Here is a 20,335-nt window from a genome sequence, read left to right on the forward strand (position 1 = left end):
TGGGTAGGGATATATTAAAAAGAACTTGCAGGTTTCTTATTTTATCTTCTTCCATAATAAAGCATTGTTCTTGCAAAATTATTGTTCTTTCTTACCCCAATTCCGTAACACTATTTTCACTTATCTTGATGTTGCGAAAAGGAAACAAGCAAAACTCTGATATGACATGGCGAAGATACAGATTAAATCTGAGAAACTCACTCCTTTGGGAGGAATATTTTCGGGTAATGGAGCATTTTTTCCGAATACGGATTTTTCTGATTTAACTGATTATCAGAAGAATCAGATGAATCTCTATTCATTTCCTCTTGTTTTTTCGAATACGGATTTTTCTGATTTAACTGATTATCAGAAGAATCAGATGAATCTCTATTCATTTCCTCTTGTTTTTTCGAATAAGGATTTTTCTGATTTATCTGATTATCAGAAGAATCTCTATTCATTTCCTCTTGATTTTCCGAATACGGATTTTTCTGAGTTAACTGATTATCAGAAGAATCAGATGAATCTCTATTCATTTCAGCTTGTTTTTTCGAATAAGGATTTTTCTGAGTTAACTGATTATCAGAAGAATCAGATGAATCTCTATTCATTTCCTCAATTAGACTCCACATCGTCATCTGTAATCTACTTGACCTTTGGTTTAAGTTTAGATCGTTCCATTTCATGGCATGTTTTCTCGCCATGGCAGAGCTTAAGTAAACTTAGCTCTGCTCATCTGGCTTAACGAAAACCTTCGGTTATCAGTATAGCGAAATTATTTGGTTCATCCGATATTTGGAGTGATAGAATTGTAAATTGCAGTTTTATCGGGGAGAGGCTCTTGTACTTGTGTCTCCTTTGCTTGTAGTTCCCACAGAACGCACAGACCACACAGAAGCCTAGGACCTAAGGTTTTGGAATCCACAGAGCGTATAGACGCTGCGCGTCATACGACAGAAGGCACAGAATTGATTGCTTGTGTAGCATCGCCGAGGTTAAGCATGGTCCGCTGCCTATGGTGGCGCAAGCAATCATTTCTGTGGATTCTTGCATCGCGAAGCGTAGGCCATTCTGTGGATTCGAAAAGCTTAAAGCCCGTAGGCTTCTGTGTGGTCTGTGCGTTCTGTGGGAACTACATACAAAAGAACTACAAGTAAAATTATACGTTCATTATACGAGCTATAATTTATACGTCCATTACACGAACATCAAGGTACCAACCTCCACGATAAACTCCAGCTTGTATCACTCAAAATATCGGATGAACCAATTATTTTTCATTTTCGAAAAACAAAGATAACAAAAAGGGCTGAAACCTCGTGAGAAGATTCAGCCCAAATTTTATGTCGATTGCAAAAGTTTTAACTGATGGCATAGATTCAGAACAAGCATGAATTGTATTCAGAACAAGCATGAATTTAAACTACAAACGAAGCTCCATACACCAACAACAAATAGCGCAGTAACTTTCCGATACTAATACTTGTAATTGAGATAACGATATTAGCCTTCATCAATCCGAGCAATATTGTGATGGCACTTCCAAGAATTGGCAAGAAGGCAAAGAATCCCATCCAGGCTCCACGACCGCCTACAAAACGCTGTGCCTTATCAAGACTTTCTTTCTTGACGTGCAGATAACGCTCAATCCAATCAAGTCGGCCCATGCGTCCTACTCCATAGTTGAACATCGAGCCAAGCACATTGCCTATAGTTCCATATATTACCAATGGCAACGGCTCTAAACCTGCAGCTTGCAAACCCACCATAACGGCCTCGCTACTAAACGGGAAGAAACTTCCGGCAAGAAATGCCGACAACAACATTCCCCAATAGCCCCAATCAACAAGACAACTTAGAATGGCATCCATATATTTATAAAAGTCAGTATAACTGTAAGTATCAATATTATATAAAACGAGATGTTGGTAATGCGAGTATTCGTCAACGCTATGTAATGTCCAATCATTGGCGAGCTGCTAACTATGAGCAACGCCAGCAGAAAGTCGATATGTTGAGGCTGCAAGATAATGAACACTATCGAACATATAGCCATTACAGAAAAAATCTCAAACAACATACGTGTACGTATCTTGTCCTTGTAATTGTTCAAGCGGAAATGAATCATACCCATAACCGACAATATAGCTACATACGAGGCTGTAACAATATGCGACAATGGCATAGTGGTCCATTCCATTATACTGTCAAACTGAATGAGTTCCTGGAAATGGTTTGGAATGTAATCCATTTGTCCGCAATATATGTAATAGGCACCAACAAACCAATAAGGCACTACTATTCCTAAAATCGAAGCAAAAAAGGCTCTGAGGTTTCTTATCATTATATTTGTACACAACAATATCCATGCTACGGGCACAAGATAAAGAATCTGTACAAAGAACACGCTTGCTATGCCAAGCATCATGAAAGCATAAAACACACGTCCAATAGCCCTATTATCCTGATAGGCGCTAAACAGGAATAGATAGAAGGATATGAAACATGACTGCACTATGCCGCAACGAATGTCAACAAACAAGAAATGCGACATTACAGCAAGAGCAAGAAACGAACAAGATACCATACGACTATAGATACGTATGAGCGCATTTGAATTGTTGAGCAACATTATCAGGAAAGAGGAAATGGCAAGCAAGCCAAACTGCAACCACAGTTTATCGGCAAACAATCCTCCTGCTGCACATACCAAAAACGCATAAACACCTGTTAAGGGTAATGCTATACGGCTTTCGGCCACATGGTTTTGAAATCGCTTTACTATCATTATTTTCCGTTTATATTTAAAAAAAATAGTCAGGCTCCACCAACATGTGTTAGTGGTAAGCCCGACATTTATATTACTTCACCCAAGATAATGGGTTGTCAATTAGATGTCTATTAGCTCTCGCTTATAGGTCCTGACCAATATCACGACGGAAGTACTTGCCCTCGAACTCTATCTTGCGAGCCTCCTCAAACGACTTTGCAAGAGCCTCGGCCTTATCCTTGCCATAAGAGCTTACAGCAATAACACGACCGCCATTGGTTACTACATTGCCATCCTTAAGGGCTGTACCCGAGTGGAATACAACAGAACCTTCAACCTTGTCGAGACCATTAATTACAAAGCCCTTCTTGTAAGCCTCTGGATAGCCACCGCTTACAAGCATAACGCATACAGCAGCACGTGGGTCAAATTCTATCTCTCGCTTATCGAGGTCGCCTGCGGCAACGCCCTCAAAAAGGTCTACTATATCACTCTTAAGGCGAAGCATAACGCTCTCGGTTTCTGGGTCGCCCATACGACAGTTATACTCGATAACCATAGGCTCGCCTTCAACATTAATCAAACCAAAGAAGATAAAGCCCTTATAGTCGATGCCTTCCTGGGCCAATCCCTCTACTGTAGGACGGATAATACGATCGTCTACCTTCTTCATCCAAGCCTCATCGGCAAAAGGTACTGGAGTAACGCTACCCATACCACCAGTATTCAAGCCAGTATCGTGCTCGCCAATGCGCTTGTAGTCCTTAGCCTCTGGCAATATCTTATAGTTCTTGCCGTCGGTCAACACAAATACCGAACATTCAATACCGCTGAGGAACTCCTCAATAACCACGCGGGCAGAAGCGTTGCCAAACATACCGCCAAGCATATCCTTAAGCTCCTTCTTAGCCTCCTCAAGAGTAGGAACAATAAGCACGCCCTTGCCAGCACACAAACCGTCGGCCTTAAGCACATAAGGAGCCTTGAGAGTTTCAAGGAACTTAAGTCCCTCCTCAAGTGTTGTGCCGTCGAATGTCTCATACTTAGCAGTAGGGATATTGTGGCGCATCATAAAACGCTTGGCAAAGTCCTTGCTGCCTTCAAGCACAGCACCAGCTTTTGACGGACCTATAACAGGAATGTTCTTTGTGCGCTCGTCGTCGCAGAAATCGTCATATACACCCTTAACCAATGGATCCTCTGGGCCTACAACAACCATATCAATGGCATTATCAACGCAGAATTGTTTCAAAGCTTCAAAATCATCAGCCTTGATGTCAACGTTCTCGCCTACCTCTGCTGTTCCGGCATTACCGGGAGCAATGTATAGTTTTTCACACTTGTCGCTTTGGGCGATCTTCCATGCCAAGGCGTGCTCTCTGCCGCCACTTCCCAACAAAAGAACTTTCATCTCTTATATTGTTTTTATGTTAAACAGTAGCCCCACCCCCTACTCCTCCACATAGGGAGGAGAGTAGAGTGTGTGCCGCTTGAGTTTTTTTTATTGATATTAATTATAAAAGCCTTACTTCAGATAATCGAAGAAATACTGGCTTATGCGCTCGTGCAAATGAGTGCTCTGATGTCCGCGCATGTTGTGCGGTTCGCCAGGATAGACAAAGAAGTCGGGCTGTGTGCCAGCTGCAATACATGCCTTGATGAATGTGAGGCAATGTTGAGGTACAACAGTTGCGTCGTTGTAGCCTGTGATAATCTGCAACTTACCCTTGAGGTCCTTTGCCTTGTATAGCAATGATGTCTTCTTGTAACCCTCTGGATTTGTCTGAGGAGTATCCATATAGCGTTCGCCATACATCACCTCGTACCAATGCCAATCGATAACTGGACCACCAGCTACACCAACCTTAAACACATCGGGATAGTTGGTCATAAGCGAGATAGTCATAAAGCCACCAAAGCTCCATCCATGTACACCAATGCGGTCGGCATCAACATAAGGCAGAGTCTTCAAGTATTCCACACCTTTCATCTGGTCCTTCATCTCCTCCTGACCAAGCTGGCGGAATGTAGCCTGCTCAAATGCCTTGCCACGATTCTCCGAACCACGGTTGTCGAGAATAAAGAGCAGATAGCCATTCTGTGCCATGTATGTCTCCCATGAGCGTGAAGAGTAATGCCAACGAGCGTCAACATTATGAGCGTGAGGTCCACCATATACATATATTATAGTAGGATACTTCTTCTTAGGGTCGAAGTTAGTAGGCTTCACCATACGCCAGTAAAGGTCGGTTTCGCCGTCAGCAGCCTTAACAGTTCCGCACGAATACTCAGGAACATTGTATCCCTTCCAAGGATCCTCAGCATGGAAGTAGCTAAGCTTTTTGCCATTCTCGGTATTCACAATAGCGATATTGTTGGGAACATCAGGCGAAGAGTATTTGTCGAATACAAATGCTCCGCTCTCACTCAACAATCCATTATGCCAACCATTGCCAGTCTCGTCTACACGAGTGCGCTTGCCTGTCTTAACATCAACGGCAAAGAGGTTGCGCTGGATTGGATTAATCTCGTTAGAGGCAATGATGATGCTCTTGCGCTTGGCGTTAAAGCCAAGTACTTCCATCACAACCCACTTGCCAGATGTAAGCTGCTTGATATCAAGCGACTCTGTGTTGTGGGCCATGCGGCTGCCATGCTTGCCAAGAGTGCAAAGATAAAGGTGGTTGTAACCATCCTTCTGGCTCTGCATTATAAACTGGCTGTTGTCCCATGGCAAGAACATTATAGGATGCTGTGGCTCAACATACTTCTCGTCGGTTTCGCGATATAGCTCGCCAGTCTTTTCGCCTGTAGTAGCGTTGTAGCTAACAAGACGGCAGTCGTTCTGGTCGCGATTAAGCTCGAACATATATATCGTCTTGTCGTCTGGGCTCCATGAGATATTGGTGAAGTAGCGGTCCTTAGGATTGCCAGCCTTAAGATATATTGTCTTGCCGGTAGCCGAGTCGAACACGCCAACAGTAACCTCGTGCGATGTCTCACCAGTCATAGGATATTTGTCAGGAGCAGCTACGGCGCTGCAAGTCTGAGTTTCTGGATGATTGAAATAATCTATCTCTGGGATAGTTACCTGAGGATAGTCAACCACCATCGACTGGTCCATACGATAGAAGGCAAGCTTAGTGCCGTCGTTGCTGAAGAAAGTGCCTTTATGGATGCCAAACTCGTCGCGATGAACACTCTGTCCGTATACAATCTCGCGTGAACCATCCTTAGAGAGTTGCCACTCCTTGACACCACGACGCACGTAAAGATTGTTGTCACGAAGGATAGCCATAGCGCCACTCTTGTAGTTGCTCTCAAGCAGATTGTCGCCATCGGCAATCTCAGTCTCGCTTACAAGACTATGCTTATTGAAGTCAACGGTATAGATGTTAGCTCCATCGCGCAATACCACAACCGACTTGTCGGCATATGGGAACTTGGCACCACCAAGCGAATTAACCTTAATGGAACGTGTAGGAGCAATCCATTGGTTTATTTCGCTCTTGTCAAAGAGTTTTGTCTCCTTGCCGTTGGTCTTGTTCACTATATAGCAAGCGTTGCCTTCAAGGCGCACAAGCTGGTCGCCCCACCATGTGCAATAGCGAGACTTAGGAACCATGTTGTAATAGTTATGTCCACCAAAGTTCAAGTCTTCGAGAGTGAACTCCTTTAGCTGTTGTGCGCTAACAGTTAGCGACGCAAACAAGCCAAACAATAGTGTTGATAGATACTTAATCTTCATCGTCAAAACCTTTTTTATTGAAACCTCTGCCACCCTTACGGTCGCCTTTAAATCCCTTGCCAAACGATTTTTCTCCATCACGTCCACGTCCGAATGACTTGCCACCACGCTTGCCGAATGATTTCTCCTCATCACGATCGAAGCGCTTGCCTCCAAACGATTTCTCCTCATCACGGTTAAAGCGCTTGCCACCAAATGAGCCACGTCTATCGTCGTTATCCTTGCGACGCTCAAAAGAACGGAACTTGAATGAGCGAATATCTGCCTCGGCATTCTCTGCATCCTCATCAAGACGTTTTTTAAACTCACGGTTCTTCTTAAAGCGATGCTTCTCGGCCATCTGGCGTTTCTCATCCTCTGTCTTAACGATACCACCCTCTTGACGGAACTCCTTCATGGTGCCATCAAAGATGCTGTACTTGCGGAACTCGCATTCGAGCGAACCGTTGAATACAGGTATCTTGATTGAAGGCTTAAGACCAATAGCCTCGAAACACTCCTGACGATAGCTTAGAACCCATGCCTCGTTGCCCATGAAGGCGTGCTTAAGACGCTCGCCAATCATCTTGTATGTATTAAGGAGGTTAGGTGTCGAGATACGTTCGCCATAAGGAGGATTTACAACGAGTATACTCTTCTCGGCAGGCTTGGTAAAGTCCTTGAAGTCGGCACAATCGATAGTAATGTCCTTAGAAAGACCAGCAGCACGAACATTAAGACGAGCTGTATTTACAGCCTTCATATCAATGTCGTAGCCATATATATGGTGTGTAAACTCACGCTCCTGAGAGTCGTCATTATAAATAGTGTCAAACAACTCGGCATCAAAGTCGGGCCACTTCTCAAAAGCAAACTCCTTGCGGAATACACCCGGGCTCATGTTGCGTGCAATAAGCGCAGCCTCGATAGCCAATGTACCTGAGCCACACATCGGATCGATGAAATCGGTCTCACCCTTCCAACCAGTCATCAATATCATACCGGCAGCAAGCACCTCGTTGAGAGGAGCCTCAACAGACTCCTGACGATAGCCGCGACGATGAAGCGACTCGCCACTTGAGTCGAGTGATAGTGTTGCGGCAGTCTCGGCTATATGAATATTTAGACGAATATCAGGGTTGCTTACTGAGATATTTGGACGTGTGCCAGTCTTCTCGCGGAACTGGTCGACAATGGCATCCTTAACCTTATATGTCACAAAGCGCGAATTTCTAAACTCCTCCGAATAAACAACAGAGTCAACCGAGAATGTTTTTCCCTTCTCGATATACTGGCTCCAGTCTATCTTCTTAATTTCTTCATAGACATCATCGGCAGAAGCAGCCTTGAATTTGGCAATAGGTTTAAGAATACGTATTGCAGTATGAAGCTGGAAATTAGCGCGATACATCATCTCCTTGTCACCGGTAAACGAAACCATACGTCTACCAATCTGCACATTATTAGCACCAATCTGTGTAAGTTCTTTTGCCAGGACGGGCTCCAGGCCCATAAAGGTCTTGGCAATAAGTTCAAAATCATTCATATTTTTAGTAAACTGTTTTATTTTCTTTATCTAATGCTATGTTGTTTCACATCGTTTAATAGTGTCGGCCTGCATGTCTTCAGTAACCCACATGTTTGCGCCTATTACACACCCGTTGCCAATTGTTATACGTCCAAGAACCGTGGCATTGGCATATATAATAACGTTGTTGCCGATAATTGGATGACGTGGAATTCCTTTTATAGGATTGCCTTCCGCATCAAGCGGAAAGCTCTTTGCGCCAAGCGTAACACCCTGGTATATTTTCACATTATCACCAATAACACATGTTGCACCTATCACAACACCCGTGCCATGGTCTATTGTGAAATACTTTCCTATCCTTGCGTTAGGATGTATGTCTATACCTGTTTCAGAATGTGCAAGCTCTGTCAGCATTCTTGGAATTAGAGGCACACCAAGCAACGCCAGCTCATGTGCTACACGATAGTTGGTCAAGGTCTTGATTATAGGATAGCAAGATATTACCTCACTTGTGCTTTCGGCAGCTGGGTCGCCGTTGAAAGCCGCAATTACATCAGTACTTAACACCTCGCGTATAGCTGGTAGTCGCTCAATAAGTTGCGACGACAGTTTGTGGGCAATTTGCTTGATATTGCAATTGCACTTATCGTCAGCATTATATTCCATAAAACATAATCCAGCCTGAATCTGTTGACTCAACAAGTGGTAGAGTCGTTCCACATCTACACCTATATGATAATGAAGCGTATGTATGTTAACCGAAGAATTGCCATAGTAGCCAGGAAAAAGAATCGCCCTTAACAACATAACTATCTCTTCGAGGATTTTCCCCGAAGGTAAAGGATTGCCGTCACGATGCGGATGGAATAGCCCCTTAAAAGATTGGGGGTTGGACAACTTGTCCACCGTTGTGGCGAGCGTTTGCATTAAGTTATTGTCACTCATTTGTTTCTGTTCGAATTTTCAATAAGTTTCTCCCTGTCTATATTGGTAATGGGGCAACAAAAGCTATAGCTTAACTTTTATGGCACAAAATTACTAATAATAATCAAGAAATCGCACATAATTGTCCAAATTATTACATTTCTTTTTATTTAATCGCTAACGCACACCTTGCCATATGGCGCTTGGCATTTTAAGCGAAACAAGCAATGTACCGTTATCCGAACGTGCGGATATACCACATGCCCGCGCCCCGGTATATTCTCCCAAGTCGCGCATTATTTGACAGCAAACAAGGAAGTCGACATCTGGGGTTAACGACGAGAACAAGCCAACAGGCGATATTGCGTACAATGAATCCAATATTATGTCTACATCTATATAGTTGTCGGCCGTTTCACGCTCTACTATCTTTGGTTTTTTGCCCTTATTCTTTTTACGAAGAATGGCAAGCAGCAAGTTGATGGACACATTTGGAGCAGCAAGCGTACCGGCGGTATTCAACACATTTGCGGCATGCGAAATCAGAGTTGTATACAGGGTTTTGTAATATTCAGCCAGTTCGGCAAGAACATTATCATCTACCGTCGAATCCTCTGACGCAATTAATTGTTTTAGGCGTGAAGGATAATACATGGTTTCGTGCTTCAACGACGACAAGCAATTGTCAAGTACATTACACGACACATACAATCTGTCACTATCCATTTCTACACGGCGCAATTGATCGGAAGCATCATTTTGCGCGTCTGCCAGTTTGCCAACAAGCTTATTATCCTCTTCAAGGCAAGAACGTATCTCATTAAAAAGTGACAAAAACACTTTTGGACATTTTTTTGCTGTATACGACAAAGCATCGTTTTTGGCATCTTGCCCGTTAAGTTTCCATATCTCATCTATCTTATGCAATTTATAGTCGGTTGTGGTATGCTTATCCTTTAGCACATTGTTTATAGAGTTGATTTGGTCTATATACAAATGCAGATGCATACGTTGACGATAATACAGAAGATAATATGCCGGGAATATGCCAAGTAACAAGGCAACAAGCATAATAATGGCTATGTTGCGGTTGTTGTTGGCCTTCTGCATAGTATAGACATACGATGCCAAAGTGTTGTCGGCACTAACCTCTCTAAACAGCTGAGTGTAAACAGTATTGTTGTAATTGTACAAGTTCCATTTGTGCAAGGCAAGAGCGGCCACAGCTGTCTCGTTACGAATATCGAGGATTATGTTGAAATCAACTTTCGCGCTATCACGCAGCCATGTCAGTTCGGCTGCCTTTGCTGGATAATCGCCATTGAGCCGAAGCAACTTTGACTTTCTTGTTGCAGCAGGATGCGCCATGGCATACGATTGATTGAGGTAATGCAAACAGCTATCGGCAAACGATATTGTCCGCATGTAATTTCCTTTTACATTAGAGAAATATGCACTATCGGCAAAAGCATTAGCACGAGCTGTGGCCAATTCTTTCTTTTCAATATTGTTGGCAAACAATTGCGAGCCTCCTGCAAGCATTATGGCAACAATAGCTATACGGACAATTCCTTTTGGCAAGCGAAAATAGAATCGGCTACCTACACCTATCTTGCTTTCTACACCAATGGTACATACTTTAAAGATGGCACTAAGCTTGCGATACTTTTCGATAATTCCCTTGCAGTTGATCAATCCAAAACCATGTCCATGTTCTGTGTCTGTATTGGTAGTGTCGTTTATCAACTTATGCTTAAAAACATCACTCGCCTGCTCGTCTGTCATACCACAACCGTTATCGGCTATAGATATTTCCACATATTCATCTGTATCAACAGAAGAAACAGAAACGACACCACCAGAGGGAGTATAACGGCGAGCGTTTTCAACCATAGTATTGAGCATGAACAATGTAAGTACGCGGTCTGCCTTAACGACAGAATCGGTACTTTTTACGTCCAAATCAATTCCGTGCAATCTGAATGTCATAGAGTTCTGCTTTAACATCTCAAACAGTTGGGCAAGGCAGAAACTCTCCACACGTAGTTGAAAATCGCCTTGCTTCAGTTGTATCCAATGAGTCAATTGTCTGTTGCTTGCGTCTATTGAGTCTAAGAGTTGCATTATGTAGTCCATACATGCCTTACGCTTTTCCGAACGTCCAACCAATCTAAGGGTTGCTATCTCGCGTTGCATACGACTAATTAATGGCGTTACCGTAGAGGCAAGCCACACCTTGGCGCGTTGTTCTATATTGCGCTCTCTAAGACGGTTTAGTTTATTGGCACTTACTAATGTGTCCTCTTTTGTTTCTTCAACAGCATCCTTCAGGCTTTCTATTCGCTTCAGGCTATCCTTTTTCCACTCGTCAAGAGGCTTCCTTAATTCGTCTATTGAAGGTACATTGTTGTGCTTGTGTCGCCAATAACCAAAATAGACGAGCATAACCACAATGAGGACAATAATTACTATAACGGCAACTATCATCATGTCAAGCTGTCGTAATGAGACATTAAGTTGTTCGGCACGAGCCTCCAAGAATCGATCTTGTCGAGAGTAGTCTTGTAAGTCAAGGTAGATATTGCGATTATAGTCGCTTTGTGCCTTATTGTCGATTGCAGCATACACTATGCTTAACTGCTCACGTATAGAGGCCACCAAATCAGGAGCCGCATTAATGGCTGTATCTCGCTTTAAGGCATTCTCCAAACACACTAAAGCCGATTGATAATCGGATATCGAGCGATAGGCCTCAGACAAGGTACGCCATGCACCTGCTGTTTGATAAACATCGCCATATTGCTCGAATATCTCAAGAGCACGCTGGGCAAGGTTACCAGCCAGCAAACTGTCTGGCATCATATATACATTTAAGTAATCAATCTCTTGCACGTTGTTTTGCATAAGCTTACGTCTATCGCTGTACACTTGTAGATGTTCGCTTATAGCCTGCATGGAGTTGGCCTCCCAAAAGTTGTAATTATATTGGCGCGACAGTAGATAGCAACGCATAAGATAATCAAATTCCGACTGCATAAGTTCATCATGAGAACGTGCGTTAAGCACTCCTCCGGCACCTATATTATAATAGTAAGCAAGCAGTTGGGCAGTATCCTTAACAATAGGTCCGACTGGGTCAATCTCCGACAAAACCTCTGAAGATTTAAGATGTTGGCCTACATAATAAAGGTAGGTAGAAAACACTATGGAATATTCGGATTTTGCGTATACAAGACGACGTTGCTGACGTGCATCAAGCAAGTTCTCATCTTCTTGAAGACGCCTCATACACTCTTGCGCCTGTTGGGTGTAATGATAAAAGTTCTTGTTCTCGGAACGGCGTTGGCACAATCGCATAAGCTGTACATTGGCAACCAACAACTCAAGCTGATTGTCTGTGTTTTGAAGCACCTCGTTAAGCATTGTGTCGGCCTTGGCATAATTCATCCTAACTATATTTACAAAAGCGAGATTGTTAAGCGCTTCGGCCTTGCCATTAGGATACGAAGCCGACATAGCCAAAGCCTGAGAAGCAAAATGCTGTGTAGAATCAAGGCTGCGATAATGATAAGAATAGGCTGCGTCGTTAAGGCGGTTTACTTTTGGCCTGATATTATCAGGTCCACATGCAGTAAATGTGCCCAACAAAAGCAACATTAAAAGTATATGTACATAACGTGAAGGTTGTACGTGTTTACCCATTATATCAATATATATAAAATAAGTACTTGGCAATTAATGATTACAAAGATATACAAAAAACATCAACCTCAATAATTAGATGTAAATATTTTTATGTTAAAGCCACAAAAAATAGGCTGTGCATTCACACAATTCAAGTTTTTGTCGTACCTTTGCAAGCAAAATTAATCAAAATAACCAAGTGAACCTCGTCAATAGTAAATGGAGAAAATAAGAATTAAAGACATCGCAGAAAGAGCAGGGGTCTCTGTAGGTACCGTAGACAGAGTGCTGCACAACCGTCCTAATGTTTCAAAACCAGCAAGAGAAAAGGTTGAAGAAGCACTAAAAGAGATGAATTATCAGCCGAATGTCTATGCCAGCGCATTGGCTTACAACAAGTCATATGTATTCAATATGCTTCTACCCCAACATGAATCGGAAGCTTATTGGGAGGAAATAGAACAAGGCGTAAAAAAAGCAATTGACGTGAGACGCGACTTTCATATCGATGTGAAACTGCTGTATTACGAGCGATTCAACAATGCTTCTTTCATCGAAAAATACAAAGAATGTCTTAGTTCTAATCCTAATGGAGTGATTATTGTCCCTGCCGAAATCGAAGTAACAAGAGAATTCACAGACAAACTGCACGAGCTACAGATTCCATTTATCATGCTCGACTCTTATATGCCAGACCTTAAGCCTCTGTCTTTCTTTGGACAAGATTCTTTCTGTAGTGGCTATTTCGCAGCAAAGATGCTTATGCTTATAGCTTCTAACCAAAAGGAGATAATGCTATTTAAACAAATAAAGGACGGACGCGTTACAAGTAAGCAGCAGGTAAACAGAGAGGTTGGATTTCGTCACTATATGCACGACCACTTCCCTAATATCAAAATCACAGAGTTCTGCATCCCATTCAAAGGAACACGAAGCGAATACGACAGCATGATTAAGGAGTTCTTTGAGAAGCATCCTGATGTGCACCATTGCATAACGCTCAATTCTAAAGCTCATATTATAGGCGAGTACTTGCTGCGCAACAATATTCGCGACATACAGATTATGGGATATGACATGGTTGCAAAGAATGCTGAATGTCTGCGTCAAGACAGCATCTCTTTCCTTATCGCCCAGCATGGATATCAACAAGGATATAGCTGTGTTGACACTTTGTTTAAAGCTATCGTGCTACGCAAGAAGGTGCAACCAGTAAACTATATGCCTATAGAATTGCTCACAAAAGAAAATGTAGACTTCTATCGACGTACACAGTTGTAGACTGTGATTCGTTTACAAATTAGCTCTTTATAAATTATGGCAAACAACAAGAAAGGATTTCTGGCACTTAGTCCGCTACTGGTGTTTATTTTTATATATCTTGTCACATCTATAGTGGCAGGCGACTTCTATAAAATGCCCATCAGCGTGGCCTTTATGCTATCAAGTATCTATGCTGTAGGCATGGCTGCATATGGCAAGGGTCTTAAAAACAGCATTGACACATTTAGCCGTGGTGCCAGCGCTCGCAACATAATGCTGATGTTGTGGATCTTTATTCTTGCTGGAGCCTTTGCCAATGCCGCAAAAATGATAGGAGCTGTAGACGCTACGGTAAACGTTATGCTGTCTATACTTCCAGACAATATGTTGTTGCCAGGATTGTTTCTTGCAACGTGTTTTATCAGTCTGTCGATAGGTACAAGTGTAGGCACTATTGTTGCCCTTGTACCTATTGCCGCAGGACTTGCACAATCTACGGGTATGAGTTCTGCACTTCTAACTGCAATAGTAGTGGGCGGAGCTTTCTTTGGCGACAACCTTTCATTTATTTCTGATACAACGATAGCTGCCACAAGTTCGCAGGGATGCAGTATGAAAGACAAGTTCCGTGTCAACTTCTTCATCACTTTGCCTGCTGCTATCATTACTCTTGCCATATACACATTTTTAGGAACCGACCTGCATACCAATACTTGCACTCATGGGGCCAATATTGTGAAGGTGATTCCCTACTTTGCTGTACTTATAACTGCAATAGCCGGGCTTGATGTTATGACTGTACTTGTTTTAGGCATTTCATTAACTGGTATTGTTGGTATTGCAACAGGAACCACTAACTTATTTGACTGGATGCACTCTATGGGAGACGGCATTATGGGTATGGGCGAACTTATTATTGTAACCATGCTTGCCGGTGGTTTGTTCGAGATAGTAAAAAGCAAGGGAGGTGTAGAATATATCATAGAATCTATATCTTCGCGCATAAAAGGCAAACGTGGTGCCGAAGCTGTAATAGGTCTACTGGTGGCTGTAATTGACATCTGCACAGCAAACAATACTGTGGCCATAATATCTGTTGGAAATATTGCAAAGCGTATTGGCGAGAAGTATGGACTTGACCGTCGAAAGACTGCCAGTCTGCTTGACACATGCTCGTGCTGCATGCAAGCTATTATACCATATGGAGCACAAATGCTGATGGCATCAGGACTGTCAAAGGTTAATCCGGTAAACATAATTCCTTACTTGTACTACCCTTTCGTACTTGCCATATGCGTTGTGTCTGCTATTTTATTGCGTCTGCCTAGAAGATACTCATAAGTTTGGCGCAAAGGCGCAAAAAAAAGAAAACCACATTAATAATAATGTACCGACATGAATATTATTAAGAGAAACTTTCTACGACTGTTGCGACTTGGCGCTTTCGGCGAAAACGAGGTTATAGAGCCAATGTCTAAGTTTAAGTGGGAGGTGATATTTCATATTGCCAATATTCACAATGTTGTTGGTGTCATCTTTGATGGTATTGCTAAAAACAAGGAGAACGAGGCGCTTATCCCACAAGACATTATACTTAAATACAAGAAGATATTGGATGAAGAAGGCTATGGCATCAAGTCTCAAACCACGGGGTCAAGACCTTCTGTACAGCTTCCTGATGCAGGCCTTTCACATATGTGCAACGGCTTTCTTAATGCTCGTCTTAAACGCATAAGAGAAAATGAGCCTCAATCGACAGATGCTTCTGTAGAGACTCTTAATATGCTTGACATCATCGTGCAAGCAACAGAATGTACCATGACATACGGTTTGTCTTTTGCTACAATACTCCGAATTGGCATCTATCTTAGGGTGGATGGTGACAAAATCGATTTTGTTAAATTGGAAAATTGGTTACGCAAGCTAAACCTAACACGTATGGCGCAACTTGAAGGAAGCATTCTTATTGANAAGCGAATGTGAGGAAATATGATAAAGGAGCTGTCAGAAGAAAAAGCAGGTGTGCAGCAGAGAAAGTAAAAATAAAAATAGATGTTGACTGTTTTATTACTATAACAGTGTTGTTGCTGAGACCAAATTGTATTGCGTCGCCTGCGGAGTGGAATATGTATAAGATGCAGTTCTTATTGATATCTTTGGATTTGAAATGGATGAGATTCCTTTCGTGAACAAGATGGAACCAAGTGCCCATAAAATAGCTATCGAAGCATTGGAGAAACCAATACGTATTGACATTGAGGAATGGAAGATAAGTCAGAAATCAACTATCTTCCTTGCCAACAACTCGAAAGCAATGATGAAGACGGTAAAGAATTGCATGAAGTACTTCTTCTTCGCACCTGTTGAGGCTTCATCCAATTTCTTGCATCGTTTTGCAAGCAGCCTGTCTAATCTGGAAGAGTAGAAAACAAAATAATGTTAATTACTTATCATATCATACAATAAAATATCTGCTGTCGTATTTTACTATAAAGCAAACAATAGATATAATATAAACATAATAAGGATATGAAGATTAATAAAAACAGTGTAAAGACTACCACTATGATAGGTCTTACGGCTTTAGCTATCACTTCGTGTGCATCATCTAACAAAGTACAAAAAGATAATGTCGTGGTAAAGCCAGATAATATTCAAAACATGGAAGATATGGATAACAGCTATCTTATACTGTCTGACGAACAACTTTCGGCTGTGAACAAAGGAAATACTTTTGCACTTAATCTGTTCCGCACTCAGGCTGGAATGGACTCTAAAGTTGTGTCTCCTCTAAGCGTGGCATATCTTATGGGTATGCTTGCCAATGGTGCTGAAGGAAACACTCAGACAGAGATAATGAAAACATTGGGCATGAACGATGTTTCGTTAGAAACTTTGAACGAGGCTTACAAGGCAATTATCAATACTGCTTCAACTCTCGACAAGCAGACTACTGTAAACATTGCCAACTGCATCGCTGTAAACCAGCAAATAAGCATAAAGGATAAGTATAAGCAGGCTATGTCGCAAACATACAACGCGCAAGTTGAGAGTATGAATTTTGCAGGCGACGCTCTTAAACGAATCAACAATTGGTGTGACAAACAAACTAATGGTATGATTCCTTCAATCATAAATCAGCTTAACCCAAACGCTATCGCTGTTATTATGAATGCCATCTACTTCAATGGTACATGGGATAAGAAATTCGACAAGAACGACACCAAGAAAGAGCCATTTAAAGGTTATACACGTGATATAAAGCGTGTGGATATGATGCATCAAAACGCTAAGTTCGACTTTGTCGAACAGGAGGATTTCTCTGCCATTAACCTGCCTTATGGCAACGGCACATATAATATGACGGTTATTCTTCCACACAACGGCAAGTCAACAACCGAGATAATGGAAAAGCTTAACGCTGAAAAACTGTCTGAGTTGAATAACAAGATGGAGAAGTGTATCGTTGATTTGAAATTGCCTCGATTCAGTACCTCTACCGAAACTCAGCTCAACAAACCTATATCCAACCTTGGTGCGCCTTCTATGTTTATATCAAGCCAGGCTGACTTTAGTAAGATATCCGACACACCAATGTTCATATCATCTATGCTCCAAAAGGCAAAGATTGAGGTAAGCGAGGAAGGAACAAAAGCTGCAGCAGTTACAGCTGGTGTAATGATGATGTCGGCATTTCCATCTGAACAACCACGAAGAGTCGAATTTCATGCCGATCATCCCTTTGTTTACTTAATAACCGAACGTCATACCGGAGCTATATTCTTTATCGGTCAATATACAGGCGATAATCTATAAATAGTATTTAAACAAAAATAGTGACAACCAATTGGTTGTCACTATTTTTGTTTATACTGTTGTGTGTTTTAGCTGTTAACACTACCACCCACAATGTCAAGCAATTCGTTAGTAATAGCCTGCTGACGGCTTTTGTTGTACTGAAGATTAAGCTCACGAAGAATCTCGTCGGCATTGTCAGTAGCTGTCTGCATTGCTACCATACGAGCGGCATGCTCACTGGCTATACTGTCGAGCAGAGCTGTGTAAAGCATCAAATGCAAGTACTTAGGGATAAGCTGTGAGAGAACTGTATTCATGTCAGGCTCAACAATGAAGTTATCGTTGAGCGGACGAACATTATCCTCTTGCTTTTGTTCCTGTACAGAAGCTTTTTTCTTAAGATACTCTTGCGCCTCTTTTGAGGTTACCGTAGAGTTAAGGTCGCGAGATCGGTCGCGCTTCAACTCCTCGGTAATGTCAATAGGAAGGAAGTTCTTGCGAGTAAGTATCTGCGATCCTGCACTCTTGAAATGATGATAAATCATCTCTACACGATCTATCTCACCACTTACAAACTTCTGCCCTATCTCACGGGCTATTTCAATACATTGCTTCACGTTTGGCTTTTCGGCAAGACCAGTAAAATCGCCAGCCACATGAAGCCCCATTTTAGCCGTCTTCTCAGCAACCTTTCGTCCTATTGGGTAGACAATAATATTGTCCTTGCCCAATTTCTCAGAATACTCGTCAACAATATGCTGAAGCAGACGAATGACATTTGCATTGAATCCTCCACACAAACTACTGTTGGAAGCATATACCACCAAAGCTACACGCTTCACAGGACGCTCAACATTGAATACGGTTGTAGCATCTGCCTCTGAAGCGAGAAAAGTCTTGAGGATATGCTCAAGCATCGTCTCGTAGGGAAGCATGTTCTCAATCATCTGCTGGGCATGATGGAGCTTGGAAGAAGCCACCATCTTCATAGCACTCGTAATCTTACGTGTACTGTTGACCGATGTGAGTCTGTTTTTGATTTCTTTGAGCGACGGCATAAGCTATTACTTTTTATACTGACCTGCTACATCAGCCATAGTCTGTTCGAGAACAGCTGTTAGCGAATCGTCAATCTTACCACTTGCCAAAGTATCTATGACATCTGCATGCTGTGAGCGCATCTTATCGAGGAAAGTCTCCTGACACTCACGTACCTTCTCTACTGGCACGTTATGCATCAAACCGTGAGTTCCACAATAGATTATGGCAATCTGCTCACCTACTGGCATCGGACTATACTGTGGTTGGATAAGAAGTTGGTTGTTCTTACGACCACGGTCGATAGTCATGGCTGTAACGGCATCCATATCACTTGAGAACTTTGAGAAAGCCTCAAGCTCACGATACTGAGCCATATCTATCTTCAATGTACCAGCTACCTTCTTCATACTCTTTATCTGAGCCGAGCCACCTACACGCGATACCGAGATACCAACGTTAACAGCAGGACGGAAACCCTGGTTAAAGAGGTCACTCTCAAGGTAAATCTGACCATCTGTAATAGAAATTACATTGGTAGGAATATAGGCAGAAACGTCACCAGCCTGAGTCTCGATGATAGGAAGGGCTGTCAAAGAACCACCACCCTTTACATGACCCTTCATACATTCTGGCAGGTCGTTCATCTGCTCGGCTACCTCTTGCTGATCGTTGATACGTGCTGCACGCTCCAACAAACGTGAATGCAAATAGAACACATCACCAGGATAAGCCTCACGTCCTGAAGGACGACGAAGAATCAAAGATACCTCACGATAAGCAACAGCCTGCTTAGAAAGGTCATCGTATACTACAAGTGCCGAATAACCACGATCGCGGAAATATTCGCCAATAGCAGCACCTGCAAATGGTGCATAATACTGCATAGCTGCAGGATCGGCAGCAGTAGCAGCCACAATTATTGTGTAAGGCATTGCGCCGTGCTGCTTCAAGTTCTCAACAAGAGCTGCAACAGTAGAAGCCTTCTGACCAATGGCTACGTAAATACAGTAAACTGGCTTACCTGCTTCGTAGAAACTCTTCTGATTGATAATGGTATCTACGGCAATAGCCGTCTTACCAGTCTGACGGTCACCAATAATAAGCTCACGCTGACCACGACCGATAGGAATCATCGAGTCAACCGATTTCAAGCCTGTCTGTAATGGCTCCTTAACCGGCTGACGATAGATAACACCTGGAGCCTTACGGTCAAGCGGCATCTCAAAAGCACCAGTCATGTCTATCTCACCCTTGCCGTCAATTGCCTGACCAAGAGGGTTGATGACACGTCCGAGCATATTGTCGTTTACGCGTATAGAAGCGATACGCTTGGTACGCTTAACAACCATGCCCTCCTTAATGCCCTCAGTAGAACCAAGGAGCACACAACCTACGTTGTCCTCCTCAAGGTTCATAACGATTGCCATGGTGCCATTCTCAAATTCGAGAAGTTCGTTGGCTTCAGCATTGCGCAGACCATATATACGAGCTACACCATCGCTGACCTCAAGCACGGTTCCTACCTCGTCAAACTTCTGGCTATTGTTAATGCCTTGAAGTTGTTCGAGAAGCACCTGTGACACTTCGCTTGGTTTTATTTTATCTGACATATACT

14 protein-coding genes are annotated in these 20,335 nt (G+C 42.6%); 4 read left to right on the forward strand and 10 right to left on the reverse strand.

Annotation, left to right across the window (positions count from 1 at the left end; all coding sequences use genetic code 11):
• Positions 1-197: 197 nt before the first annotated feature.
• From C9991_RS10645 to C9991_RS10680, 8 genes are all read right to left on the reverse strand, one after another.
• Positions 198-593 (reverse strand): hypothetical protein, encoded by a 396-nt coding sequence (locus tag C9991_RS10645; RefSeq protein WP_198643788.1) that lies wholly within the window; start codon positions 591-593, stop codon positions 198-200.
• Positions 594-1,400: 807 nt separating this feature from the next.
• Positions 1,401-1,853 (reverse strand): YqaA family protein, encoded by a 453-nt coding sequence (locus tag C9991_RS10650; RefSeq protein WP_106812490.1) that lies wholly within the window; start codon positions 1,851-1,853, stop codon positions 1,401-1,403.
• Positions 1,838-2,770 (reverse strand): hypothetical protein, encoded by a 933-nt coding sequence (locus C9991_RS10655; RefSeq protein WP_232823311.1) that lies wholly within the window; start codon positions 2,768-2,770, stop codon positions 1,838-1,840. The genes C9991_RS10650 and C9991_RS10655 overlap by 16 nt, the downstream gene beginning before the upstream one ends.
• A 124-nt stretch (positions 2,771-2,894) precedes the next feature.
• The gene (purD, locus tag C9991_RS10660) at positions 2,895-4,163 is read right to left on the reverse strand and encodes a phosphoribosylamine--glycine ligase (protein WP_106812491.1); all 1,269 of its coding nucleotides are present in this window, start codon (positions 4,161-4,163) and stop codon (positions 2,895-2,897) included.
• A 114-nt stretch (positions 4,164-4,277) separates the two neighbouring features.
• Positions 4,278-6,500, reverse strand: a complete 2,223-nt coding sequence (locus C9991_RS10665) for a S9 family peptidase (RefSeq protein WP_106812492.1) — start codon at positions 6,498-6,500, stop codon at positions 4,278-4,280.
• Positions 6,490-8,025 carry a THUMP domain-containing protein gene (locus C9991_RS10670; RefSeq protein ID WP_106812493.1) on the reverse strand — a complete coding sequence of 512 codons (1,536 nt, stop codon included), beginning with the start codon at positions 8,023-8,025 and terminating at the stop codon, positions 6,490-6,492. The genes C9991_RS10665 and C9991_RS10670 overlap by 11 nt, the downstream gene beginning before the upstream one ends.
• A 36-nt stretch (positions 8,026-8,061) precedes the next feature.
• Positions 8,062-8,955: a serine O-acetyltransferase gene (locus C9991_RS10675; RefSeq protein WP_106812494.1), complete on the reverse strand. Its 894-nt coding sequence runs from the start codon at positions 8,953-8,955 to the stop codon at positions 8,062-8,064.
• A gap of 156 nt (positions 8,956-9,111) precedes the next feature.
• Positions 9,112-12,636 carry a sensor histidine kinase gene (locus tag C9991_RS10680; RefSeq protein WP_106812495.1) on the reverse strand — a complete coding sequence of 1,175 codons (3,525 nt, stop codon included), beginning with the start codon at positions 12,634-12,636 and terminating at the stop codon, positions 9,112-9,114.
• Between the two features lie 201 nt (positions 12,637-12,837).
• Between C9991_RS10680 and C9991_RS10685 the strand changes: the two genes are divergently transcribed.
• The 4 genes from C9991_RS10685 (at position 12,838) to C9991_RS10705 (ending at position 17,697) form a co-directional block, all read left to right on the forward strand.
• Entirely contained in the window at positions 12,838-13,899 is a 1,062-nt protein-coding gene (locus C9991_RS10685) for a LacI family DNA-binding transcriptional regulator (protein WP_106812496.1), read from the forward strand.
• Positions 13,900-13,935: 36 nt separating this feature from the next.
• On the forward strand, positions 13,936-15,222 hold the full coding sequence (locus C9991_RS10690) for a Na+/H+ antiporter NhaC family protein (protein ID WP_106812497.1): 1,287 nt from the start codon (positions 13,936-13,938) through the stop codon (positions 15,220-15,222).
• A gap of 826 nt (positions 15,223-16,048) precedes the next feature.
• A complete protein-coding gene (locus C9991_RS10700; RefSeq protein ID WP_106812499.1) occupies positions 16,049-16,306 on the forward strand; it encodes a hypothetical protein in 258 nt (85 codons plus the stop codon).
• Between the two features lie 104 nt (positions 16,307-16,410).
• A complete protein-coding gene (locus C9991_RS10705) occupies positions 16,411-17,697 on the forward strand; it encodes a serpin family protein (RefSeq protein ID WP_232823312.1) in 1,287 nt (428 codons plus the stop codon).
• A gap of 68 nt (positions 17,698-17,765) precedes the next feature.
• On the opposite strand, the gene C9991_RS10710 is transcribed toward C9991_RS10705, so the two are convergent.
• Entirely contained in the window at positions 17,766-18,737 is a 972-nt protein-coding gene (locus tag C9991_RS10710) for a F0F1 ATP synthase subunit gamma (RefSeq protein WP_106812500.1), read from the reverse strand.
• 6 nt (positions 18,738-18,743) lie between these two features.
• Positions 18,744-20,330, reverse strand: coding sequence for a F0F1 ATP synthase subunit alpha (atpA, locus tag C9991_RS10715; protein WP_106812501.1), 1,587 nt, complete (start codon positions 20,328-20,330; stop codon positions 18,744-18,746).
• Positions 20,331-20,335: the final 5 nt, after the last annotated feature.

The organism is Prevotella merdae (assembly GCF_900290275.1).
In the GTDB taxonomy this organism is placed as follows: Bacteria; Bacteroidota; Bacteroidia; order Bacteroidales; family Bacteroidaceae; genus Prevotella; species Prevotella merdae.